Raw genomic sequence first — 24,106 nt, forward strand, 5'->3', positions numbered from 1 at the left:
ACCCCGGTTAATCCAGGGAAGGGGAGCGCTGCATGACATCCCTTGGCGGGATAAAAATTAACGATTGAATGGACTGGGAGCGCGTTGTTGCAAGGCCGCGAAGAAATTATGGGAGTTAAGCCAAATATCGCCGAGACCAACCTCGGGGAAAACTCGACGGATGGGAACGGGACGGAAGACAGGGGGTCAGGGGCGATCGCCCCAATTGTGTTGCATCCCTCTAAGCAGGCGCAACCTTGGACGATTGAGGAGAGTGAGGAACTGTATCGGATTACAGGGTGGGGAGAGCCTTATTTTTCGATTAATGCGGCCGGTCATGTGACGGTATCTCCCCGGGGCGATCGCGGCGGTTCTTTGGATTTGCTGGAACTGGTCCAGGCCCTCGGACAGCGCAATCTGGATTTACCCCTGCTGATTCGCTTTTCGGATATTTTAGAAGACCGGATCGAGCGGTTGAATGCTTGCTTTTCTAAGGCGATCGCTCGCTACAAGTACCCCGGGGTCTATCGGGGGGTGTTTCCGGTCAAGTGCAACCAACAACGCCATCTGATTGAGGATTTAGTTCGCTTCGGTCAACCCCATCAATTTGGCCTGGAAGCGGGTTCTAAACCGGAACTGATGATTGCCCTCGCGACGCTGAAAACCGAGGGTGCATTGGTGATTTGTAATGGCTACAAAGACCGGGAATACATCGAAACGGCCATTTTAGCCCAGCGTCTGGGTCAACGGGCGATCGTGGTGATCGAACAGTTGGAAGAGGTGGAGATGGTGATTGCTGCCGCAAAAAACCTGGGGATTCAGCCGATCGTCGGGGTGCGGGCAAAATTGATGAGCAAAGGGATTGGTCGCTGGGGCGGTTCCTCGGGCGATCGCGCTAAATTTGGTCTGACCATTCCCGAAATCATCCATGCGGTCGATCAACTCGCTGCCGCTGATATGCTCTCCTGCCTCCAGTTGCTCCATTTCCATATTGGTTCGCAAATTTCCGCCATTAGCAAGGTTAAAGATGCCATCCGCGAAGCCAGCCAGATTTATGTAGAATTGGCGAAGTTGGGGGCCAATATGAAGTATTTGGATGTTGGCGGCGGTTTAGGCGTCGATTATGATGGTTCTAAAACCAATTTCCATGCTTCCAAAAACTACAATATGCAAAACTACGCCAATGATATTGTGGCGGAAGTGAAGGAAGCCTGTGAAGAAGGTCAGGTGTCAATGCCGACGCTGATTAGTGAAAGTGGACGGGCGATCGCCTCCCATCAGTCGGTGTTAATTTTTAATGTCCTCGGTACCAGTGATGTCTCGATTCAACCCCCGGAACCGAGTACGGAAAAAGAACATCTGATTCTGCGGAATCTGTCAGATACCTATCACTCGATTAAATCTGAAAATTACCAAGAAGCCTATCACGATGCCATCCAATTTAAAGAGGAGGCGATTAGCTTATTTAATTTCGGCTACTTGAGTTTGCGGGAACGGGCCAGGGCGGAACAACTCTACTGGGCTTGTTGTGGGAAAATTCAGGCGATCGTTCGGGATGTGGATTATGTCCCGGATGATTTGGAGGAGTTGGAAAAAATCATGGCCTCCATCTACTACATTAATTTATCGGTGTTTCAATCGGCACCGGATAGTTGGGCGATCGACCAGTTATTTCCGATTATGCCGATTCATCGCTTAGATGAAAAACCCACTGAACGGGGTACTCTCGCGGATTTGACCTGTGATAGTGATGGTAAAATCGACCAATTCATTGACCTCCTCGATGTCAAGCACGTTCTGGAATTGCATCGCCTCAAACCTGATGAACCCTACTATTTAGGAATGTTTCTCGGCGGTGCTTATCAGGAAATTATGGGCAATCTTCATAATTTGTTTGGGGATACCAATACGGTCCATATTAAGCTGACCCCAAAAGGCTATGAAATCGAACACGTGGTCAAGGGGGATACGATGAAAGAAGTCCTCAGCTATGTGCAATATGATTCTGAAGACATGATTGAGAGTATCCGCAAACAGACGGAACAAGCGTTAAAAGAGGGGAATATTACCTTGCAAGAATCCCAACGATTGCTGCAAAATTACGAGCGATGTTTGGGTCGTTACACTTATTTAACGACATAAAGTGTAACGACATAAAGTGTAACGACCTCTGACCCTAGTTTGAACTGGGGTACGGGAACAGAAACCGGGTGTTCTCCCCCCCAGGGAGATGAGAACTGGAGTGGTTTGTAGAAAACCCGGTTTCTAAAAAAAGACTACGAGGGATGCTAAGGACGACCTTCGCTTTCGAGGAGTTCGGCGATCGCTCTGCCTTCCTCGGGGGTATTCACAGGAATCGCCTGACGAGTGTCTGTAATCAACCAATCCAGGGCCGCTGCTTGGACATCAATGGATGCACCTGTTTTATCCACGCAGTAGCGCCCAAACACCAGTTTGTCCACTAAGCGCACCCCTGGACCTAAGCGAGAATATTCAAAAATTACGCTATTTTCCACCGTTGCGCCACTGCAAATTCGGCAACTGGGCCCGATCATCGAAGGCCCAATAATTTTGGCCCCATCTTCAATTTGGGTCATGGCCCCAATGTAGACCGGCCCTTTAATATCAACCTTATCCAGGTTAACCGAGACATTTAAGCCAGTGTAAACCCCAGGAATGAGTTCTTTGCCGGGAATCGAGACATTTTGGATTTCTCCGTTTAACACTCCGCGAATGGCGCGCCAATAGTCCGGCACTTTGCCAATATCCACCCATTGGAAATCCATCGCAATGCCGTAGAACGGAGCACCCATTTCAACCAGTTGGGGGAAGAGTTCACCCCCGATATCATATTCTTGGCCCGAGGGGATGTAGTTCAACACTTCCGGCTCGAAAATATAAATACCCGTGTTAATGTTGGTACTCATGGCTTCTTCTACGGACGGTTTTTCTTGGAACTGCTTGACGCGGCCCGTTTCGTCCGTAACAATTACCCCATAACTGGAGACTTCTTCCCGAGGGACAGATTTCATGACGATGGTGGCGATCGAGCCTTTTTCTTTGTGCCACCGGACTGCCTCCGTCAAGTCCAGATCGATTAAAGCATCTCCACAAAGCACGATAAAGGTATCATCGAAAAAGGGGTTAAAGTCTTGGATGCGCTTCATGCCTCCCGCGCTTCCGAGTGCCTCCCCGACGAGTTCGCCATCAACAATCCGACCTTCAAAGGAATAGCCAATTTCCACGCCAAATCTTTGTCCATCCCGGAAATAGTTTTCGATTTCGTTGGCGAGGTGGCTAACGTTGACCATGATTTGGTTAAAACCATGCTGGCGAAGCAATTCCACTAAAAACTCCATCACTGGTTTTTGCAGGATGGGAATCATCGGTTTGGGGGTGGTGTATGTAATCGGACGGACTCGGGTACCCTTACCCGCTGCCAGAATCATGGCTTTCATAGATATTTTTCTCTTATCCTTGAGCCTATCAATTTTAACGAATTAATGTTTTGAAATTGCAAAAAGTTGTTATCTTTTAGTCGTGATCATCATGTGATCATCATACTGAAGGTCCACCCCGGGGAATGAGGCTGTGGCTGAGGGGTTGAGCGATCGCCCGGTAATTTCCAGTTTGGCGGCCCTTTAGTAGCAAGGTGCTTCCGGTTCGGGCTTTCTAGGGTGGGGGGTACTGTAGCCGGTTAAACCATTGCCTCGTTGAGAGTGGGTTGACTCTCTACAGCGACTGGATCGACGATCGCCCGAATTTTGAGGTCTCCATAAAAGTGTTCTTGGGACAGTTCAACCTTAGACTGGGCGGAGAGTAACAGCAGGGCGGAAAAGACTCCCACGCGGTCATGGGAAGTGGGGAGGGACTGAGGAGCGGCGGATTCTCCAGGGGGGCGATCGCCTCGGTGATCCATCAACCCTTCTAAAAGCGCTTCCAATTCTAACCAAGGTTCACACAGCTGCAATTTTTCCGCGTAGGCCAACAAAAATCGAGTCAGGCGATCGGCCACTTCCGAGATATTTTCTTGTTCCGCTAACTCCGTTAGCGCCCGAACCGTACTCGCTGTCGATTTCGATCCGCCATGTCGTTTCGCACGACGGCGCGGTGGCGTTTCGATCGCCATTGACATCAACTGCAACTGTTCAATCAACTCTTGAAGCGTAACCCGGCGTTTTTTAGGCGTAGGTGCGACCGCCCGTCGTTTGAGTTGCAATTCTAGCTGTCTGGGAATATTCCCCCCTTGCCCCTCCTCATCCATCGGGTCCAAAAATTCCGCCTCTTCCTCCTCCGAGGCATTCGGGTCATCCAGCAGAGATTCCGACCGCGCTAGGGCATCCGCTTTCAATAAAACCAACATTGAGGCATACAGAAACGCCTGTCCCGTCTCCGATAAAGCCGCTTCCCGCTCAACTCGTCCCGCTTCATGAACTTGAGACAGTTTACTGAGATATCGGTCAATCACCTCAATGACTTGGACATCCCAGGGATCGATTTCTCCAGTTTGTGCCAACTCGATGAGGAGTGAGATCGCATTTTGAGCTAAAGAACCAGTCATATCCCTTTGTTATTTTAAAAGTTAAAGTAAGTGCAGCGTGGGAGTTCCGTCTGTTGATTATATCATTTTTAAAGACCGGCCTGGGCCTTGATTTGAATCAAGTTAAGCGTTATGCAAAGGGGTTTTCTCGGTGAGAATAGCAATTTAAACTATTGACAACCCTCCATAAAAGCTGTAGCCCTAAATTCATTCCGATGCCCTGACGGGCAAAAGTAGAGATGCCAAGAACATCAACCCTGACAGAGCCGGGGTGATTAGCCCCTGAACTTGACGACCTGGGCGAATAGGCTCAGTATAGCTAAGATTTTCCCGATGCTCTAATCGGTCGATTGCTTTCTTGACCCTACAGTTAGGGTTGAATCTTAAACCAGGGGTTCTGGGTGGAGTTCAGCGTGATGAGGTGCGCTGCTGTGAACTCCGGGTCCCCGGGAATGAAAAATCCTCCTAAAACACCGCTTAGGAAGAGGATGACCCGCTTTGTTGAGGAAAAAGGGGATGCACCTAGATAACGTATTGAAGAAGGGGATGCACCCAAAGAATCCCTTGAGGGTCCAAATGACTCAAACTCAGTTCTGCACCCCTTAGGATTTACTGCTCTGAGACCCGACGTCTTTTTTGCGAGGAGACAATTCCCAGACCCGAGAGGATGATGGCGGTAACCATGCCCGGTTCGGGAATTTTTTGGCTACTGGACGCTTCCCATTCTAGGGTGCTTACCCCTCTCAATGTACACTGAGCCGCTTCAGAGCAATCCATCGTCATGCCCTGATGTGGGCTAGAAACGGCAGCGGATACGGGTGTAAACCCACTCAGTCCGATTTGAACGACCGATATAGAGACTAATCCCAGAGCTAGTTTTAAAAACATCAGTTACTTCACTCAATTTCTGGACGACTTATGCTGTTATTAACAGAATCTTATAAAATTTCTTAATTGTCGCTAAGGTTACTCACTGCGGTTTCGTGTTTATGATCGGTTGGGTACTGTGAGGGAAGTCACATCGGCCTCCCCCCGCAGGGTTCAGGACGTTTCAACTGGAAGGCTGATGGTCCTTCGGTTAATTCTTTTCTGAGACTAATTTAATTATAAAATTCGGGTCCTTCATCTGTCTTGGGTGAGATTCTTAAGTGAGGAAATTTGCGCCTATTATGAACCTAAAGATAGAGTTAAACCCTCCAAGGATTACACTCTGAGTCACCCAATTTACCTAACCGCTCTGATAATTCATGCGGTCTACAATAGAAAATTTAGGTTTAAAATTCCCCCAGGGTGTGGGTTTTTGCTTCCCATTCCCCGGAATAGAAATAGCCTGCACTTTCTGGAATAGAGAGCGCAGGCTATTAGATTAAATGACAATTAGGGTTAGCGAAGCTGTTCTAATTGGGGACTAACATGAACCCGAAGGGTTTGACCTAATAACAACAGACGCCGGAGTTGGACGGGATCTCCGGGAGAAACGGCGAAGGATTCAGCCGAACCCGAGGCAATCGTAGTATCCAGAGAGGGGAGACCGTGGCGATCGAGTTGACCCGTGAGCCAATAGAAATAAAGCTCTTGGGAGCGTTCTAGGGACAAGCCGAGATTGAGGCGTTGACCGACGGCAATCAGGCGTTCTAAGCGCTGAATATCGGCCTCTAGGAGTTCCGGTTGGGCTTCGTGGAGGAGGTCCCAGAGCGATCGCAGAATGGACCGTTCTAAAATGACTTTGGCCTCGGGTAGATAGAGATGGCAACGGGTATGTTCAGCTTCCGTGGCGATCGCTTCTAACTCCCCTAAATGCCCCGACATCACCTGTCCATCACCCTGGGCAATCCCCAGTTCCTGTTCTAACCCCAGGACCGACTCCATACAGCGATGGCCCAAGGCAATCTCTGCGGCCACCTGTAACTCTTTCGGGACTGGCAGTTCATCCCGATGGAAGCCCATCATGATCCCATAATTATCCCGATACACCTGGCTGTAAAGTTGGTCTAGGCGCATCAAGGTTTCTTGACTTAACAGGCGCATGATCCGATGGCGTTCCTCGGCGAACAGGTCCCGCAGATTGTAGGATTTCCCATCAAAATGCTCATTCATCGCCAAAATAGCATGGGCGGCACTGGCTTCTTGCAGGACCCCAAACAGATGTTCTTTCATCTGAGTGTAGGCCCGTCGTCCCGTGAAGGGTTGAATGCTGCAATGGAAATCCCAACCGCCGAGATGAAGTACGGCAAAGACTAAATCGACACTTTCTCGGGTGATTTCCGAAACCAGTTGAAGTTGTCCCACTCCCAGGGTCAACGGACCCATGCGTTGCAACTGATAATCCCGTTGGTAAGCGTCATAACAGTAGACCCGCTGTTGGGGTCCATAGCTGGTAAAGAGTCCGCTGATGGCGTAATGGGCGGCAACTTGCTCTAAGCTAATTTGGTCCGTTTGGACCAGATCACGATAAACTCCGGCCCCATCTTTAAAAGCATCAACATTACTGGGTGCGAAGGCAAGACGGGCGATAAATTCTCGTTCGAGTTGAACTCCGGCGACATCTCCGGCGAGTTCGATCGCCCGGGCGGCATAGCGGAGAATTTGCACCCCTTCCGGACGGGAAAGTTCTTCAAAGAACCAACCGCAACTGGTGTACATTAGCAGGCTATGACGCTGCATTTCCAGCAGGCGCAGGCCGTCTACTTGTTCTAGGGGAGTGAGGGGGCGAGTTTGATGGTGTCGAAAGAAGCGGTCAATATTTTCCGGGGAGCGATCGCGGACAATTTTGATATATTCATCCCGGGCCTGCCAGGGGTCTAAGAACAGGTGACGACCTTGTTCTTCATAGATGTCCGTGAGTTGATCCCGCAACCAGTTGAGGGAGTCGCGCAGGGGACGCCGCCATTTTTGATGCCAACTGCCACCGCCAGCGCAACCACAATCATCCTGCCAGCGATCGACGCCATGAGCGCAACTCCAAGCCGTGACGGGTTTGAGTTGGACTTCCCAGGCGGGGGGACTGATGCTCAAATAATGGGCAAAGTTGGTGACGGTCCAGCCATGTTTGGGGAATTCGCTAACGAAGGCGTAGGCGAGACATTTTTCGGTTCCGCCCTTGTGGTGACCGAAGGTTTCGCCGTCGGTGGCGACGGAGAGCAACTGACTGGGGCGACCATCCCCTTGAATGGCTAACCCTAAGCGTCCGAGGAGGTTATGGGAATTGTTCAGGAGGTCATCAAAGCCCATATCTCGGGAAATCGGACCATCGTAGAAGAAGATATCGATGGATTTCCGGTTGTCTCCCTCTTGGGTGTCTCCCCCTTGGGGATCAGGGAGAAAACAGCGATAAGGCCGGGTGGGATCAATTTGTGCACCGCCGACTTCGATCCAGTCCGGTTCAGGTTCTCCTTCAGGGGGGATCATGCGGCAGCGTTGGGCTTGGGAGGGGGCCAGAATAATAAATTTAATGCCTTCGGCAACTAGGGCTTCGAGGGTGGGGTAGTCTACGGCAGTTTCTGCTAACCACATTCCCTCGGGATCACGTCCAAAGCGGGATCGGAAGTCTTCTTTACCCCAGCGAATTTGGGTGTATTTATCCCGTTCGTTGGCGAGGGGAATAATGATGTGGTTGTAGACTTGGGCGATCGCATTGCCATGACCGTTGAGACGCTGTGCACTTTTGCGATCGGCTTCGATGATGCGATTGTACACTTCCATGTCATAGCGTTCCAGCCATGTCATTAAAGTCGCACCGATATTAAAGCTGAGATATTCATAGTTATTGACGATCCCCACTACTTCTCCAGAGTCGTTGAAGACTCGGGCGTAGGCATTCGGACGATAGCATTCGTGATAAATCCGCTCGTTCCAGTCGTGAAAGGGGGAGGCACTCGGTTGTCGCTCGATCGCATCTAAATAGGGGTTTTCTCGCGGGGGTTGGTAAAAATGTCCATGAATCGAGACATACACACCCGTGGCGGTTTTGATGGGATCAACTTTGGCCGGTTCGGTCCGAGTTCCTGGGGTTTTTTCTGGAGTTAGGGTGGATAAGGTCGGATTCAGCATAATTGCTGTGTCGGATGGGGTTGTCATACTGTTAGATCTACAACTAAACAATCGATAAAATCTATCTTTAGGCAGGCGATCGCTAGGGTACAGAGTGTTGGATTAAGTGCAGGCAATTTTAAGCAAGTAGCGTGGCGATCGCAAAGGCCATGACCAACTTGGTACAAACCACCTTGCTCTGCGCCTCAACGGTGATAGTCCTTGCTTGTACCTCATGCTCTCGGGCTATCTCTGGGGCGATCGCTGTTCTATCCGTTTTCTGCTATGAAGCTATCTGTCGGCACTATAACCGATCCCCATTGCAAATAGTGTGACTCCTGTCTTAATTTCACACTTCAAAACAAATCTTTATTTTCTGAAACTTGCAAATCAAAATGTCTATGCTATAATCCGCTACTCAAGAGTTCCCTAGGGGTTTATCTCTTGATCATGAATACATCTAAACCCAAGGTTAGGCGCTTTTGTGCTACAACAGGTTTCGTTATGACTGAACAAATTCTGAACTCCTAGTCTAATTACCTAGCCAAGGCCGGAGGCAAGGGATAGAAGGGGCGGGACGTGAACCCGCCTTGTCTTGAAGCCAGTCCACTCATGCAGGCCAATTTCAAGACAGTCTATCAGCTAAACTCTGAGGAGAACTGCCAGATCAACCGGACTAAAACTCTCATGCGATCGGTCGTTTCCCTCCCTAGACTCGGACCTCAAAAGCCCGGTTAACGGCTAGGAATCCCCGCTAAAACAGACCCGATTCTCCCGGTTCAATTCCCACTCATTTTCTTACTGAAACCTAACCAATTTGATGTCCCTCAAAAACATTATTTTCATCGGTTTACTTGTCTTTGTCCCCATTTCCATTGCCGGTCATTTTCTCGAATGGGGACCGTTAACCATTTTTTTAACCGCTTGTTTGGGAATTATTCCCTTAGCTGCTTGGATGGGAACCGCCACGGAAGAAATTGCGGTGGTTGTCGGTCCCAATATTGGGGGATTACTGAATGCCACCTTTGGCAATGCCACTGAATTAATTATCGCCTTGGTTGCCCTCAATGCTGGCTTAATCAATGTTGTCAAAGCCAGCATTACCGGGTCAATTATTAGTAACCTACTCCTCGTTATGGGGTTTTCCATGCTGCTGGGAGGACTGAGGTACAAAGAACAAGTATTTCAACCAATTGTCGCCCGGTTGAATGCCTCGGTGATGACGCTGGCGGTAATTGCCATGTTACTGCCCACAGCGGTAGAGTTCACCTCCACCGGCATCGCAGAAAAGACCATGCAGCAACTCTCAACCTGCGTGGCGATCGTCTTAATCCTGGTTTATGTCTTAACCCTGGTGTTTTCCATGAAAACCCATGCCTACCTCTGTGATGTTGGGGAAGCAGAGTTAGAAGGGGAAGAAGGTGAACCTGTCAAACCGCCGAATGTCTTGTTATGGACGGGGGTACTATTAGCCTGCACCCTGATGGTAGCTGTTGAATCAGAATTGTTAGTTGCTTCCCTAGAAGAAGCTACTTCTCTATTGGGATTAACGGCACTCTTTACCGGGGTAATTGTCGTTCCCATTATTGGCAATGCCGCAGAACACGCTACAGCAGTTACAGTGGCGATGAAGAATAAGATGGACCTCTCTGTATCCGTGGCCCTGGGGTCAAGTTTGCAAATTGCCTTGTTTGTTGCGCCCGTGTTAGTCATTGCCGGTTATATCCTGGATAAACCGATGGATTTGAACTTCAACCCCTTTGAACTGGTGGCGGTTGCGGTATCGGTGGTGATTGCTAATTCGGTCAGTTCTGATGGCCGTTCTGATTGGCTGGAGGGGACTTTGCTCCTGGCAACTTATCTCGTGTTGGGATTAGCATTTTACTTCCATCCGGAGATTGCAGGGATTGGTTAAAAATTTGGCATTGGGTTAAAAGAGTTCGATAAAATCAGGGTGAGCATTGCTCCCCTTTTTTTTTGCCTAGAGGGGTTTGGGGTTGGCGCGTTTGAACCCGTTAGGAGATCGATCGCCCGGTTCTATCATTCTCAGCAATGATGCAGGCAGACTTATACCGCAACCCAAGTGTCGAGAATCCCACCTATACTACAGATAGTGGTTTTCTGAATTTGCGATCGGCCCAAGTCTCGACCTTACCCGCTCAATCCAGCCCCCAAGCGCTTATGAGCTATTGCATTAACCCCGCCTGTCCTTCCCCCCACAATTCGGATCACAAACTCTTCTGTCTCAGTTGTGGGATGCAATTGCTGCTGAACCGTCGCTATCGTCCAGTCAAAGCCCTCAGTTCTGGGGGCTTTAGCGTCATTTATCAAGTCGATGACCAAGGCTTCCCAAAAGTCCTCAAAGTCCTCAACCTTACCCAATTTACCACCCTCCAAGCCCAAAAAAAAGCCGTTTCCCTGTTTGAACGAGAAGCGCGGGTCCTCAGTGAACTCCATCGCCCAGGGATTCCCTACATGGAACCCTCGGCTTATTTTACGATCGCCCCTCCGAACTACAAAACTCCCTTACACTGTCTCGTCATGGAAAAAATTGAGGGAGTGAACCTAGAAGAATGGCTGAAACAACAAGACACTCCCCTCGCCCAACCCCTCGCCCTAGAATGGCTGAAACAATTGGTTTTACTCCTCGAAGAAGTCCATCAGCACCAATTTTTCCATCGGGATATTAAACCCAGTAATATCATGCGCCAACCCGATGGCAATTTGGCCTTAATTGACTTTGGAACGGTCCTAGAGGTCGCCCATCTGGAACTCTCCCCCCAAACTATCACCCCTGCCGGAACCGTAATCATTTCCAGAGGATATGCGCCACCGGAACAGGAAAAAGGGCATACCGTGGAACAATCTGACTTTTTTGCCTTGGGTCGAACCTTTGTCTATTTGCTAACCCGTCAGCATCCCCTGACCTTTTATGAACCCTATACGGATGAATTCCGCTGGCGGAGGAATGCGCCTGGGGTTTCCGATGAGTTCGCCGAATTTCTCGATCGCCTAATGGCACCGTTCCCCTCCCAGCGTCCCCGCAATACCGGGGAAATTTTATCCGAACTTGCCCGGTTAGAGCAGATTCACAACAGCCACCCCGGGGTTCATTCCGTGCCACCGAGCCCGAAAATTATTGCTTTCCCTGCACCTTCTGGCGTTAAACCCACCAGCCCCGATTTTACCCTCGATCGCACCTTGGTCGGACATCAAGATGGGGTCTGGTCTGTGGCCCTTTCTCCCCGGGGTCATATCCTCGTCACCGGCAGTTGGGATAACACCATTAAAGTCTGGAACCTGGCTACAGGGCAGTTATTACGGACTCTGATGGGTCATCAGGAGGCGGTGTGGTCCGTGGCAGTCACTGCCGATGGTAAAACCCTGGCATCCGGCAGTTCAGATCAGCAGATTAAAATCTGGAACCTCCGCACGGGACAATTAATTCACACCCTCACGGGTCATTCTAACTGGGTCGCGGCAGTGGACCTCTCCCCCAATGGTCAACTGATTGCCTCGGGGAGTTCGGATAAAACCATTAAAGTCTGGTCCCTCAAGAGTGGAGAATTAATCCATACCCTCCAGGGTCATTGCTATGCGGTGACTTGCATCGCCTTTACTCCCGATGGCAAAACCCTCGTCAGTGGGAGTGGGGACAAAACCCTGAAAATTTGGTCCCTGACTACGGGAGAATGCCTCGCAACTTTCACGGGACATCGCGCCTCGGTGACTTGCCTTGCCATTAGTCCCGATGGCAAAACTGGGGTGAGTGGGGATCTCAAGCAGACCCTTTGTGTCTGGGATTTAGAACGGCGAAGACTGAACTATACCCTCTCGGGTCATTCGGGAACGATTTGGTCTGTGGCGATCGCCCCGGATGGTCAACAGTTTGTCAGCAGTTCTCGGGATAAAACGGTTAAAATTTGGAACTTACAAACCGGGGAATTACGCGGCACTCTGATGGGTCATCGCAGTGCCGTGAATGGGGTGGCGATCGCCCGGAGTGGGAAAATTCTCGTCAGTGCCAGTCATGACCAAACTATCAAAATTTGGCGATCAGCCCATCAACCCTCAAACCTGGCGATCGGTTCATGACTTTCTCTGAGACAGGTTGCTGATAAGGAATTCGGTTGTGATAGGGCTTTAAACACGAGTAGGGTGGGCATTGCCCACTGTAAGGAAAGGTGGGCAGTGCCCACCCTACTTTTAACTTTCTCTGAAACAGGTTCCTGATACATTGCTCTTATCCCTAACTCCTCTCAAAATTAACTCCCTTCTGTTCACTTCCCAACCTTACATCCCATCTCGCGCTACATGGGCAACTCGGGTAAATAGCTATTTCTTTTTAAAGAGTCCGATTAACCCCTTTAGATAGAGGTCACCTTCGCCGTAAACAAGATAAATTAGGGAAACATTGATAACTGTAATCATTAAATCCACCCATTAATTCAGTCTGGATTGGAACAGAAGAATCCTGACCCCCCAGCCTACAACCTTAACAGACAACTAAACACCCATCCCAGCCGAAGAGGTACAATTATGAATCCTGAATCCAATCGCCCGCCCGAATTTCTCTCAGAAGAGGGAGACAATAATTTACTGTGGGACTACTTACAATCCTTGAGTCCGGAAGCCGTTTCCCAACTCTCTCGACCTAGCTCCTCTGATGTGTTTCAAGTCATGGAACGCAACATCATCGGCTTGTTAGGAAATCTTCCCCCGGAACACTTTGGCGTGACGATTACCACCAGTCGCGAGCATCTCGGACGAATTTTAGCCTCAGCGATGATTAGTGGCTATTTTCTCCGCAATGCGGAACAACGCATGGCTTTTGAAAACTCCTTACATTTTACCGAATCTCATCCTAAAATTCATGAGTAAATCGCGCGTTAAGTCGTAGGGTGGAGTTGAAAAAATTAAATCAAAACCAGAGTGTCACTCGAACTTCGGCAGGCTCATCCCAGAGTTTGCCGAATTTTGCTATCTTAGACCTGCGGGACTCTCTGCTGAGTTGGTATGCCCAAGAAGGACGAGATTTACCTTGGCGTCACCACCGGGATCCCTATCCCATTTGGATCTCGGAAATTATGTTACAGCAGACCCAAGTTAAAACGGTTATCCCCTATTATTATCGATGGTTGGAGCGTTTTCCAACGGTCGCCAGTTTAGCCGAATCCAGTCAACAGGATGTGCTCAAATTGTGGCAAGGGTTGGGATATTATGCTCGTGCACGCAATTTACACGCCGGTGCTCAGGCGATCGTTCAGGACTATGGAGGCAGATTTCCCAGGACCCTAGAAGCGGCGCTGGCGTTACCGGGAATTGGTCGAACCACGGCAGGAGGAATCCTCAGTGCGGCGTTTAATTTACCCCTGCCGATTCTCGATGGGAATGTGAAGCGGATTTTCGCTAGACTCATAGGGTTGCAGGTGCCACCGGCAAAGGCGATGAAGCTGTTATGGCAGTGTTCAGAAGTCTTGCTAGATCCTGAAAATCCTCGGGATTTTAATCAGGCTTTGATGGATTTGGGGGCGACTCTATGCACTCCGAAGGCTCCTGAGTGCAGTCGCTGTCCTTGGATGGCTCACTGTCAGGCTTATCATTTACATATTCAGGCTGATTTACCCATGCGTGAAACCTCTAGTCCCCTCCCCCATAAACTGATTGGTGTAGCCGTGATTTGGAATGAACGAGGGGAGATTTTGATTGATCGGCGACGTCAGGAAGGACTCCTCGGGGGGTTATGGGAATTTCCAGGGGGGAAAATTGAACCGGGAGAAACGGTGTCGGATTGTATCCACCGGGAAATTCGGGAGGAGTTGGCGATCGCGGTGGAAGTAGGTGCACAACTGATTACGCTAGAACACGCTTATACCCATTTTCGGGTGACTTTAACGGTTCATCATTGTCGTCATGTTGCCGGGGAACCACAACCGTTGGAATCCGATGAAGTGCGCTGGGTGGGATTAGATGAAATCGACCAGTTTCCGTTTCCCAAAGCGAATGTCAAGATTATTGAGGCGCTCCGTCAGTCCCCCAATTCTTCATTTCAGCCGTAGCCCGAACCCAAATCAGCTTAAGGCATTAAGTTAGGGTTTTAGGGTAGAGATGCACCCAATTGGTGCGTCTCTACGGTGGAATGTTCAGGGTCGAATTGAGGGATTTAGCACATTCACCATTGCGGGGGAAAAGGGTGGTTAACTTTCGAGTTTAGACCGTTTTTCCATATATTCTAAAGTGTTGAGCAAGCGAATTGCTGAGTCGTAGGATTCATGGGTTAGTTCTCGGAGTTCTTGGGGAGAGTCTACGACATCATCTACGATTAATCGCAAAAATCCAATCATGGGATTGAGGCGAGTCCGAATTTCGTAGGAGGTGTTGATTAAGGTTTCGCTGCGCGCTTTTTTCACCAAGTCTTGGGTGTCGAGGGAGAACTGCATGGAGTAGAGTTTGGCATAATATCCGCCTTTACTTAAGAGTTCTTCATGGGTTCCGGTTTCGACGACTTGGCCTTTGTCTAATACGGCAATTTTATCAGCATTTTTGACCGTGGACAAACGGTGAGCAATCACCAGGGTAGTGCGATCGCGACTGAGGCGTTCGATCGCCTGTTGGACGAGATGTTCGGAAACGGTATCCAGGGCGCTGGTGGCTTCGTCTAGGATTAAGATATCAGGATTATGAAGCAAGGCACGGGCGATCGCAATCCGTTGTCGTTGTCCTCCCGAGAGCAGAATTCCGCGATCGCCTAGGGGGGTCTCAATTCCTTCGGGGAGGTTCATAATGAATTCGTAGGCATTCGCCAGTTTTGCCGCTTCTATCACCTCTTCATCCGTGGCGTCGGGACGTCCATAGGCGATATTATTTCGCACCGAATCGTTGAATAAAAAGGTATCTTGACTGACGATGCCCATTGATTTTCGCAGCGATCGGACATCAAACTCGCGCAAGTCTTTCCCATCAATGGTGATCCGTCCCTCTGTGGTATCGTAAAATCTCGGAAGCAAATCCGCTAAGGTCGATTTTCCCGCCCCGGACCCCCCAACCAAGGCCAAGGTTGTCCCTTTGGGTAACCATAAATCCACATCTTTGAGTACCAGATCTTTATGTCCAGGATAGGAAAAAGATAGTTCTTCAAATTGAATTCCCTCTTGTAATTTTTGGTAGGGTTCGGTCCCATTCTTCATTAAGGGTTTGTCATCTAACCGCAAAAACTCGCTGACAATTATGGTGCTAGGAATTACATTGGCAAATTCACTCCGGCTATTATTTAATTGCCCAATCAGTGGCACCACTCTGGACAGAACAAACAAATAAGTGAGCAAGACGGTTGATAGGGACTCTATCTGATTGGAAAATATCACTCTCCCCGCTAAAATAATGGCTAAAATCACCAACAAACCACTCAGCTCATTCATCGGTCCGATAATCGAGTAGTTCACTTGGGATTGCATCTCGGCTTTTTCTCGTGCCTCGATCAGTCTTTGGATTTTTTGATACTCTGCTTTTTCTTGTCCCGTCGATTTGACCAGACGAATTCCATTTAATACTTCAATTAAGGCGCTGCTATAGGCCCTAGATTTCTCGGAGAGGATCTTTCCATATTCCTTGGAACGGCGGATAACAAACTGAGAAATCAGAGGGACAACCATCAACAAGAGACTAGAGATCAGGGTCAGTTGCCAAGAGATTAAAATCAGAATACCCACAAAGATTAAAACCGTCATCGCGTTGGTCAGAGTCCGAATCCCAATCCGAATGGCGCTCGAACATCGCCCAACCTCTTGGTTTACATAATTGAGAATATCCCCCAATTTCGTCTTGGAATAGTAATCAATATCTATATCCAGCAATAATTTTAGCGCATTTAAACGCAGATCTTTGACCAGCAATCGGGATAAATGAGCCGATGCTAGCTGGTTTGACACTAAAGCGAGATTTTTCAAGACGAGCAGCAATAAAATGACTGCCATCATCAACCCCATTTGATATTTGGGATCGACCTTATCAATGAGGCGAAGGGCTCTGCCGACAATCGGTGGACCTTTTTGAAACTCTACTTCCTGCCCCAAAAAGGCTAAGACCACGGGAATGATCAGGGTCATGCTAACGCCATTGAACAAAGCTCCTGACCACCCCAAAAAAATAGTTAGGGCAATCCACCAGGGCTGTTTTTTAGCATATTGGAGAAGAAATTGAATGGGAGACATTGTGTATTTCCTGTCTGGGTAGCTGGCACGTAAACTGATTTAATCGACGGAGTGGGTGAAGTGAAACGATTATCTATAATAGATTACCAAATTAGTGGTTTGGTTAACTGAGCGCACTGTCAGTTTCCAGACTTTTAGTTAGACTCAGAACGAAGATTCAGCCGAATCATAATATTCTCTCTATCGCGCGTCCCCCTTTAATCGTTCAATGGACATCATCAACGCACATCATGGCTGAAAGCGAGAAACAGACCAATCCGCTGAACGGTGCATCTTAAATTTGAGTGAGTGGACGAACTATAGCTCCCTCAAAAGATCCGATGGCTGTCAGGGGTGCTGGGGTCTTGACCCAGAAAACCCGCCTACTAGAAGTGAATACAACCTGTCCCTGAGATGGCGATCGCCCTCCCAATGATTGATGCTCCTGGATCCCGACTCCCATGAGGCGGTACAGTCCCAGAAAATCTATTGGCTATGATTTTACTATAACCTCCCCAGCGCCAACTCAGTTAGGCCACTTTTCGGCTACAATCGCCTGTTGCACAAAAGAGTAGCCGCCAAGCGACTTTGAGGCGATCGGTTTGGAGAGTGTTCTCTATGCTTTGCCTACCCCTCCTCGATTCTGTCCTTGACAGTTTATAACATCAAGCCGGTTTAACCTGAGGCTCATTATCAATAACATCTGACTTGCGGATTGGGATCAAAGCCTTGACTCCTTAGTAGATAGCAATTACCAAGTTAGACCGGCCAATTTCCGCTTATAGGTAACTCGGGTATCGAAAGAGCTATGAGAGCAAGCAAGCCAAGAAACCGGGTTTCCAAACTTCATTGGGAAATTATTTGTGGAGATTATATCAAAATTACCGATTTTTCTTCTGTACTGTACCCAGGCCCTAAAGTCAAATAAAATGAACCTTTACATCGGACCCCCAATCATTACCGTCAATCTTTACAATCATCTTCAGGGTTTTTATCTTTTTAATAGATCCAGTTTGTAGAAAAATCCTGTTCTAAGATAATTACTTTATCAGTAAAAAAATGGTAATTTTTTTTGTGTGGGAATTTCCAGTAAAGTGGGAGTTTATAGCTGTTTTATTATATATTGCTAGACTACCCTCCGATTCTCTCGGAAAACCCTGTTGCCTAGAGTATTGTAGCTAATCTTTAAGAAGTCATAAATCTCCTTGACAGGAATGCCTTGATACAGTTAAATTGAAAGTTAAGCTTTTTAGAAAACCTGATGGATCGGCTGGGTACATCCTCTAACCGTCAGTCCCTTTCCCCAATTATGGGAGAGGGACTGAGGGTGAGGGCTTATCCCAAAAAGGGATAAGGGGCGGGGGAATGAGGGCGGACTGTCCACACTCTGATGGTCCCGAGCGGCTTTGGTGATAAATTCGTTCCCAGAGCTTGACAGAAATCTCATAAATTCCCCGGATGAATATCATTTTTTATCCTTAATCTATTTAAAATTTATCGGGTTTAACATATTTTCCTAAATTTATGGACTTAATTATTTACCCCTATTTAGCACCCCATTGAGAACCCCATGAATCAATCCCAAAACCATTTTAAAACGATCGCAGTCTGGCATCCTTATTTTTTGGGGGGAGGCGCTGAATCTGTCAGCTTATGGATTTTGCAAGCGTTAGTCCCTTATTATAAAGTCACGCTATTTACCCTGACCCCACCGGATTTACACCAGTTAGACATTCTGTATGATACAGATTTAGCTCACCAAGAAAATCTAACGGTTAAGAGGATGCTTCCGGAGGCTCTCACTCCTCGCTTTATTGATACCTTAATAGCCAATAGCCCTCCCTTAAAATTATCTTTCCAGCATTGGGCGGTCCGGGCATTCAAATCTATGAATACTGAGTATGATTTAGTATTCTCAACCTATAATGGGTTGGATATGGGACGAGTGGGAATTCAGTACCTCCACTGGGTTCATGTTGTTGATCCTCAACCCGATAAAAATAAAGGGTGGGCCCGGTTAATGATGAAGTTTTCGGAATTTTCGATGGACCAGCTCAAACAGAATCAGTCCTTAGCAAACTCCTACTACACGGCTGATAGAATCAAATCAGCCTATGGCATTGAGTCTCGGGTCATCTATCCTCCAGTGATTGGGGAAGTGGAGGTCATTCCCTGGGAGGAAAAAGATGATGCGTTTCTCTGTAGCGGGAGAATTGTTGCTGCAAAGCAGACTGATCGGGTCATTAAAATTTTACAGGGGGTGCGCGATCGCGGCTTGGATGTGAAATTACATATCACCGGAGGGGGTGGGGGCACTTATCAGCGGTCTTATGAACAGAAAATTATGCAGATTGCAGAGCAAAATTCTGACTGGATTACAGTTTATCAAGACCTGCCCTATAAAGATTATCTCCAGGTGATTGCACGCTGTCGTTATGGCCTCCATTCTAAGCCTGAACCGTTTGGAATCTCTATTGCAGAAATGGTGAAAGCGGGAATGATTCCCTTTGTGCGAAAAAACGGGGGACAAGTAGAAATTGTCGGGCCTCACCATAGTGAATTACTCTTCGATCAACCCTCTGATGCTGTGGAGAAAATTGTCCAGGTTCTGACGCAACCCGATCGCCAGAAGGCTCTAATTGAATCCTTGAAAAAACAGCAATCCCTCTTCTCTACGGAAAAGTTTATGGCCGAAATTCAGTCGGTGGTTGCTGAATACTTCCAAAACTAAGTCTTAATCACAGATTCATATTCCATCTCAAGGAGTGATTGATTCAGTGTCTCATCTTGTCAACTATCATGTCAGGCATTCCATTAATATTGGGGATTGGTTTTCCTCTCCCCTGATGTACTTCGAGTTTCCCGGATTCCAAACGGAAGCAAAAGATATTGACGATTTACCCCAAGAAAAACTCCAAAATCAACATCTGATTTTGGGGGGAGGGGGACTCTTATTTCCTCGGTTTCTGGAAGGAATCCAGCATCTAAAAAATCATGTAGATCAAGGCAAATATATTTTTTGGGGAGTCGGGCAACAAAGTTATAAAGATCCATCCCTTACTTTTGCCCAATTTGACTATAGCCCTTATGTAGAATCCGTTGATTTACTCGGAATTAGAGATTATGGAGTGGGTTTAAATTGGGTTCCCTGTGTCAGTTGTATGCATCAGGAGTTCGATCGCCCGCGAGTTCCCCAGCATGAGGTAGTTGTGTTTTCCCACAAAAAGTTTCGGATTACCGTGCCTGGACTGCCTACTCTCACGAATGAGTCGATGGATTTCCGGACGGTACTGGATTTTTTGGGTTCGGGAGAAACCATTTTAACCAGTTCTTTTCATGGAGCATATTGGGGAACACTTTTAGGACGGAAAGTCATCGCCTTTCCCTTCACGAGCAAGTTCTATGGACTGAAGCATTCTCCGGTTTTATATCCCGTTAAAAAATGGAGACAAAAAAGTTATAAGCTCTCTGTGTTCGGCAAGACACTTTACCAATCTACGGATCCGAATTGGTTTGAGTGCGAAATGGATGATTGGCATTCATGGCTGAGTGAAGGTCAGAGTTATCCCTCTAGTTTGCAGGAATGCCGCGATCGCAACCAGGGGTTTTATCAACAAGTTCTTGATTTATTAACTTAAACCTCAGCCGATTCCTCCCCCATTTCGGGTATCCCTAAAACCCCGAAATTGGGGGATTTACAAACGCTGAACTGACCTAGTGATCGGTGCCATCACTCCGGAAAGAATCTCTGCCATCGCTTGAAAACTATAATATTGAACGCATCTTTCCCTCGCTTTTTGGCCGCGTTCCTGTGCGGTTTCCCAATTGTTAAAAATCTCCTCAATGGTTTGAGCAATTTGTTCCGGAGCATTCGGATCAACCAGATACCCTGTGTCAGCTAAGATCGTGGGAATATCTCCTACCCGGGTTGCTAATACGGGTTTTGCCATTGCCATACCATCGGTTAATTTGAGGGGGAATTGAGCAGCGGCTGCCGCTTCATCTCGTTGGGGAACGACGACAATATGGGCGGCGGCAACTACTTCAGGCATCTGCTGAATTGGTAAGGTAGGCAGTTTGACAATCCACCGCCCCCATTGTTCCATAAGTTGATTGTCGTAATTATCATAAGGACTACCCCCGACGATCGCTAGTCTTAAATCTGGCTGATTGAGGCGATCAAGGGCAATTAATACATCTTCTATGCCTTTATAAGGTCTCGGTGCACCGGGAAACATCAGAATCCGATATCCCGAAAGTTGATAGTGAGCTCGACTGGTTTCCGGGTCATAACGAGTCGGATCAAATAAATCGGTATCTTTACCATTGGGTAAATACACCCCGCCAAAGCGCTTTTGCAAAAACTGATTGTGCAGAGTCACTTGATCGGCCCGCCTAATCCATTTTTCCATCCATTTTAAATACAGGGGATGGTCTGGATATCGCAATTGCCCATTTTCTTTAAAAATATCCCGGCCCAATTGTTTAATACTGGGCGGGCGATATTGCCAAGCGTCACCTCCATGCCAACTCAGTTCCCAATCATCAATATCTAAAAGGACGGGCCGACGAGTTTTGAGCTGATTTAATAAAGCCAGCCCAAAACTACTGGGCTTCGGTTTATAGGCATAAATAATATCTCCCGTCATTTGATTCATCAGGGAAGTAGCTGATTGAATAAACTGGGGATATTTTTTACCGGGAACGGTAATAATGGGGATGCCTTCAAAAGAAGCTTTGACGTTAGATTCGTCGTCAAATACAAATCCGAGAATTTCTACCTCATAGTTGAGGCGCTTGAGCACTTGACTGAGTAAAAAGGGGCGAACCCCACCGCCGCCCCACCGTCCAGCCCCTTTTTTAGAAAGGTCACTAACCAGAACAGAAATTTTAGGTTTGGGGGTGGGGTTCTGCAAGGTTTCTCCGGATTTGTTTTGAGGATTCATCAGGGGTAATTATGTTGCCTAATCAAGTCCTAAAATCGCTTGTCAGCGATAATTTTATGCGGATTTTAATCAGATTTGTGACGGTGTTGATGCCACTGCCATGCATGGGAGATTATATCATACAAGTCGAAATATTCCGGATTCCAACCTAATATTTTTCTGGCTTTTTCACTGCTTCCGACTAAAACCGGAGGGTCTCCTGGACGGCGATCGCCTATTTTTTTAGCAACCTCTTTCCCCACGACCTTTTCGGCGGTTTGAATCACATCTTTGACCGAAAATCCACTGCCATTGCCTAAGTTAAATACCTCGGTTTCTCCCCCCTTCAATAAATATTCCAGTCCCAAAATATGGGCGGAGGCTAAGTCATTCACATGGATATAGTCCCTAATACAAGTACCATCTGGGGTGGGATAATCAGTTCCGTAAATTGAAATAAATTCTCGGTGGCCCAAGGCAGTTTGTAACACCAAGGGAATCAGATGAGTTTCTGGATCATGATCCTCCCCGATCGCCCCATCGGGATCGGCCCCGGCTGCATTAAAATAGCGGAAAATCACCGACTTTAATCCGTAGGCGGCATCAAAATCATTCAGGATCTTTTCTACCATGAGTTTGGTCATCCCATAAGGATTGATCGGATGCTGGGGATGGTCTTCGGTTAAGGGAATCTTCTCAGGAATCCCGTAGGTGGCACAGGTGGAGGAAAAAACAAAGTTTTTCACCGAGGCGGCTAACATCGCTTCTAATAAGGTTAACGTCCCGGTGACATTGTTCCGATAATATTTCGCAGGATCCGTCACCGACTCGCCGACATAAGCGTATGCCGAAAAGTGCATAACGGCGGAAAAATCATGGGTGGCGAATATGTTATTTAAAAGGGCGCGATCATTGGTATCTCCTTCTATTAATTCGACTTGTAAAACCTCCTCTACGATGTCTCGATGCCCATAGACTAAGTTATCTAAAATAGTGACCTGATACCCCGATTTTTTAAGGCTTAACACGGCATGGGATCCAATATAACCGGCCCCGCCCGTGACTAAAATGTTTTTATTGTTGTCGCTCACCTTTTTCCATTCCTTTGTCTGTCTTTTTTACTTTTTAAAATAGCTGACCCCTCATCTCCCCCCGCTCATTGACTGATGCGGATGATGAGTTCAACCCCCACCTGATTATGTGATAATTTTAATCCGATCGCTCTGGATTAATTCAAAAATTCGATTGATTTGCTTCCGGTCTTCATCGGTGATATTTTTCCCCGATAGCAAGACATTGGCAATTTGCAGATGTTCTTGAGTGCTGATTTCATTGCTTTCTAGGATTCGCTCAATCATTTGATGAATCGTAAAAAGCGGTTTAATCGGAGTCGGTCTTCCCATTAGCTTTTGCGTGACTCAATTGGGGTAGAGGGTGGCTCAAAGCCTTAACGGTTCTATCTTATCGACTTCAATTCAGGATTTCCGTAAATTTGTTACCCTAAAATTATAAAGACTTGATAAAGTTTTGGCAAGTTTTGAGTGTGTAGTCAATTTTACAGCAGTTATCCATCATTTATATGAACTCCAGGAGGAAGGATTCAATGCAAGTTTATCGGCTCAATGCCCTTTCGGACAATTATATCTTTTTACTGCACGACCCCGCGCAAAATGTGGCAGCAGTGGTGGATCCGGCGGAGGCGGGTCCGGTACTGAGGCAATTGGAGGCCCTGGGTGCTGAGTTAACGACGATCTTCAATACCCACCACCATCGCGATCATGTGGGGGGTAATCAGGCATTGATGCAGCATTTTGAGGGGGTGACGGTGTACGGAGGGACCCAGGACCGAGGCAGAATTCCCGGACAGCAGGTGTTTTTGCAGGAGGGCGATCGCGTGGAATTTGCCCAACGCACTGGGACTGTGTTCTTTCTGCCTGGACATACCCGCGCCCACATTGCCTATTATTTTCCCCCGGCATCGCCAGAGGAACTGGGGGATTTGTTCTGTGGCGATACCCTGTTTGCCGGGGGTTGTGGACGCTTATTTGAAGGGACCCCTACCCAAATGGTCTCGTCCCTGAGTAAACTCCGGGAATTGCCGGATCAAACCCGAGTTTGGTGCGCCCACGAATATACCTTATCCAATCTTCAGTTTGCCTTAACGGTGGATGGAGAGAACCCCGATTTACAGGAACGGTTCGCCCAGGTGAAGGCGGCGCGATCGCGAGATGAAGCGACGATTCCCTCAATTTTGGGCGTGGAAAAGCGCACCAATCCCTTTTTGCGTTGGGAAGATCCGGTATTACAACGAGCAGTCAATGGGGGGGACCCAGTACAAACCTTTGCTCGCCTCCGGGGTCGCAAGGATCAGTTGCAACAACCGGCGGGGGATTAATCCCCCGCCTAACAGAATCAAGTCGGTTGAAACCGACTGAAAACACCAC

The 24,106-nt window shown here is 47.9% G+C and carries 16 protein-coding genes; 8 read left to right on the plus strand and 8 right to left on the minus strand.

What is annotated here, in order from left to right:
* The first annotated feature begins 108 nt into the window (after positions 1-108).
* The gene (gene speA, locus NG795_RS05780) at positions 109-2,121 is read left to right on the plus strand and encodes a biosynthetic arginine decarboxylase (protein ID WP_367287711.1); all 2,013 of its coding nucleotides are present in this window, start codon (positions 109-111) and stop codon (positions 2,119-2,121) included.
* Positions 2,122-2,267: 146 nt separating this feature from the next.
* On the opposite strand, the gene NG795_RS05785 is transcribed toward speA, so the two are convergent.
* The 4 genes from NG795_RS05785 to NG795_RS05800 all read right to left on the minus strand — a co-directional run bounded on the left by NG795_RS05785 (position 2,268) and on the right by NG795_RS05800 (position 8,596).
* Complete coding sequence (locus tag NG795_RS05785; protein WP_367287712.1) at positions 2,268-3,437, minus strand: nucleotidyltransferase family protein; 1,170 nt, start codon at positions 3,435-3,437, stop codon at positions 2,268-2,270.
* Between the two features lie 239 nt (positions 3,438-3,676).
* Positions 3,677-4,540, minus strand: a complete 864-nt coding sequence (locus NG795_RS05790; protein WP_367287713.1) for a segregation/condensation protein A — start codon at positions 4,538-4,540, stop codon at positions 3,677-3,679.
* 588 nt (positions 4,541-5,128) lie between these two features.
* A complete protein-coding gene (locus tag NG795_RS05795) occupies positions 5,129-5,407 on the minus strand; it encodes a hypothetical protein (RefSeq protein WP_367287714.1) in 279 nt (92 codons plus the stop codon).
* Between the two features lie 495 nt (positions 5,408-5,902).
* Positions 5,903-8,596, minus strand: coding sequence for a DUF3536 domain-containing protein (locus tag NG795_RS05800; RefSeq protein ID WP_367287715.1), 2,694 nt, complete (start codon positions 8,594-8,596; stop codon positions 5,903-5,905).
* A 772-nt stretch (positions 8,597-9,368) separates the two neighbouring features.
* Between NG795_RS05800 and cax the strand changes: the two genes are divergently transcribed.
* From cax to mutY, 4 genes are all read left to right on the plus strand, one after another.
* Positions 9,369-10,463 (plus strand): calcium/proton exchanger, encoded by a 1,095-nt coding sequence (cax, locus tag NG795_RS05805; protein WP_367287716.1) that lies wholly within the window; start codon positions 9,369-9,371, stop codon positions 10,461-10,463.
* Positions 10,464-10,600: 137 nt separating this feature from the next.
* Complete coding sequence (locus NG795_RS05810; RefSeq protein WP_367287717.1) at positions 10,601-12,643, plus strand: protein kinase domain-containing protein; 2,043 nt, start codon at positions 10,601-10,603, stop codon at positions 12,641-12,643.
* 444 nt (positions 12,644-13,087) lie between these two features.
* Positions 13,088-13,429, plus strand: a complete 342-nt coding sequence (locus NG795_RS05815; protein ID WP_367287718.1) for a DUF760 domain-containing protein — start codon at positions 13,088-13,090, stop codon at positions 13,427-13,429.
* 20 nt (positions 13,430-13,449) lie between these two features.
* Positions 13,450-14,607: an A/G-specific adenine glycosylase gene (gene mutY, locus NG795_RS05820; RefSeq protein WP_367287719.1), complete on the plus strand. Its 1,158-nt coding sequence runs from the start codon at positions 13,450-13,452 to the stop codon at positions 14,605-14,607.
* Positions 14,608-14,745: 138 nt separating this feature from the next.
* Here the strand turns inward: mutY and NG795_RS05825 are convergent, their stop codons facing one another.
* A complete protein-coding gene (locus NG795_RS05825) occupies positions 14,746-16,758 on the minus strand; it encodes an ATP-binding cassette domain-containing protein (protein ID WP_367287720.1) in 2,013 nt (670 codons plus the stop codon).
* A 1,549-nt stretch (positions 16,759-18,307) separates the two neighbouring features.
* On the opposite strand from NG795_RS05825, the gene NG795_RS05830 reads away from it, so the two are divergent.
* On the plus strand, positions 18,308-19,468 hold the full coding sequence (locus tag NG795_RS05830) for a glycosyltransferase family 4 protein (protein WP_367287721.1): 1,161 nt from the start codon (positions 18,308-18,310) through the stop codon (positions 19,466-19,468).
* A 46-nt stretch (positions 19,469-19,514) separates the two neighbouring features.
* Positions 19,515-20,375, plus strand: a complete 861-nt coding sequence (locus NG795_RS05835) for a hypothetical protein (protein WP_367287722.1) — start codon at positions 19,515-19,517, stop codon at positions 20,373-20,375.
* A gap of 57 nt (positions 20,376-20,432) precedes the next feature.
* Here NG795_RS05835 and NG795_RS05840 read toward each other — a convergent pair whose 3' ends face one another.
* The 3 genes from NG795_RS05840 to NG795_RS05850 form a co-directional block, all read right to left on the minus strand.
* Positions 20,433-21,683, minus strand: a complete 1,251-nt coding sequence (locus NG795_RS05840) for a glycosyltransferase (protein ID WP_367287723.1) — start codon at positions 21,681-21,683, stop codon at positions 20,433-20,435.
* Positions 21,684-21,748: 65 nt separating this feature from the next.
* Positions 21,749-22,753, minus strand: coding sequence for a UDP-glucose 4-epimerase GalE (gene galE, locus NG795_RS05845; RefSeq protein WP_367287724.1), 1,005 nt, complete (start codon positions 22,751-22,753; stop codon positions 21,749-21,751).
* A 105-nt stretch (positions 22,754-22,858) separates the two neighbouring features.
* Positions 22,859-23,065: a hypothetical protein gene (locus tag NG795_RS05850; protein ID WP_367287725.1), complete on the minus strand. Its 207-nt coding sequence runs from the start codon at positions 23,063-23,065 to the stop codon at positions 22,859-22,861.
* 200 nt (positions 23,066-23,265) lie between these two features.
* Between NG795_RS05850 and gloB the strand changes: the two genes are divergently transcribed.
* Positions 23,266-24,057, plus strand: a complete 792-nt coding sequence (gloB, locus tag NG795_RS05855) for a hydroxyacylglutathione hydrolase (protein WP_367287726.1) — start codon at positions 23,266-23,268, stop codon at positions 24,055-24,057.
* Positions 24,058-24,106 lie beyond the last annotated feature (49 nt).

This window comes from Laspinema palackyanum D2c, from assembly GCF_025370875.1.
Classification (GTDB): domain Bacteria; phylum Cyanobacteriota; class Cyanobacteriia; order Cyanobacteriales; family Laspinemataceae; genus Laspinema; species Laspinema palackyanum.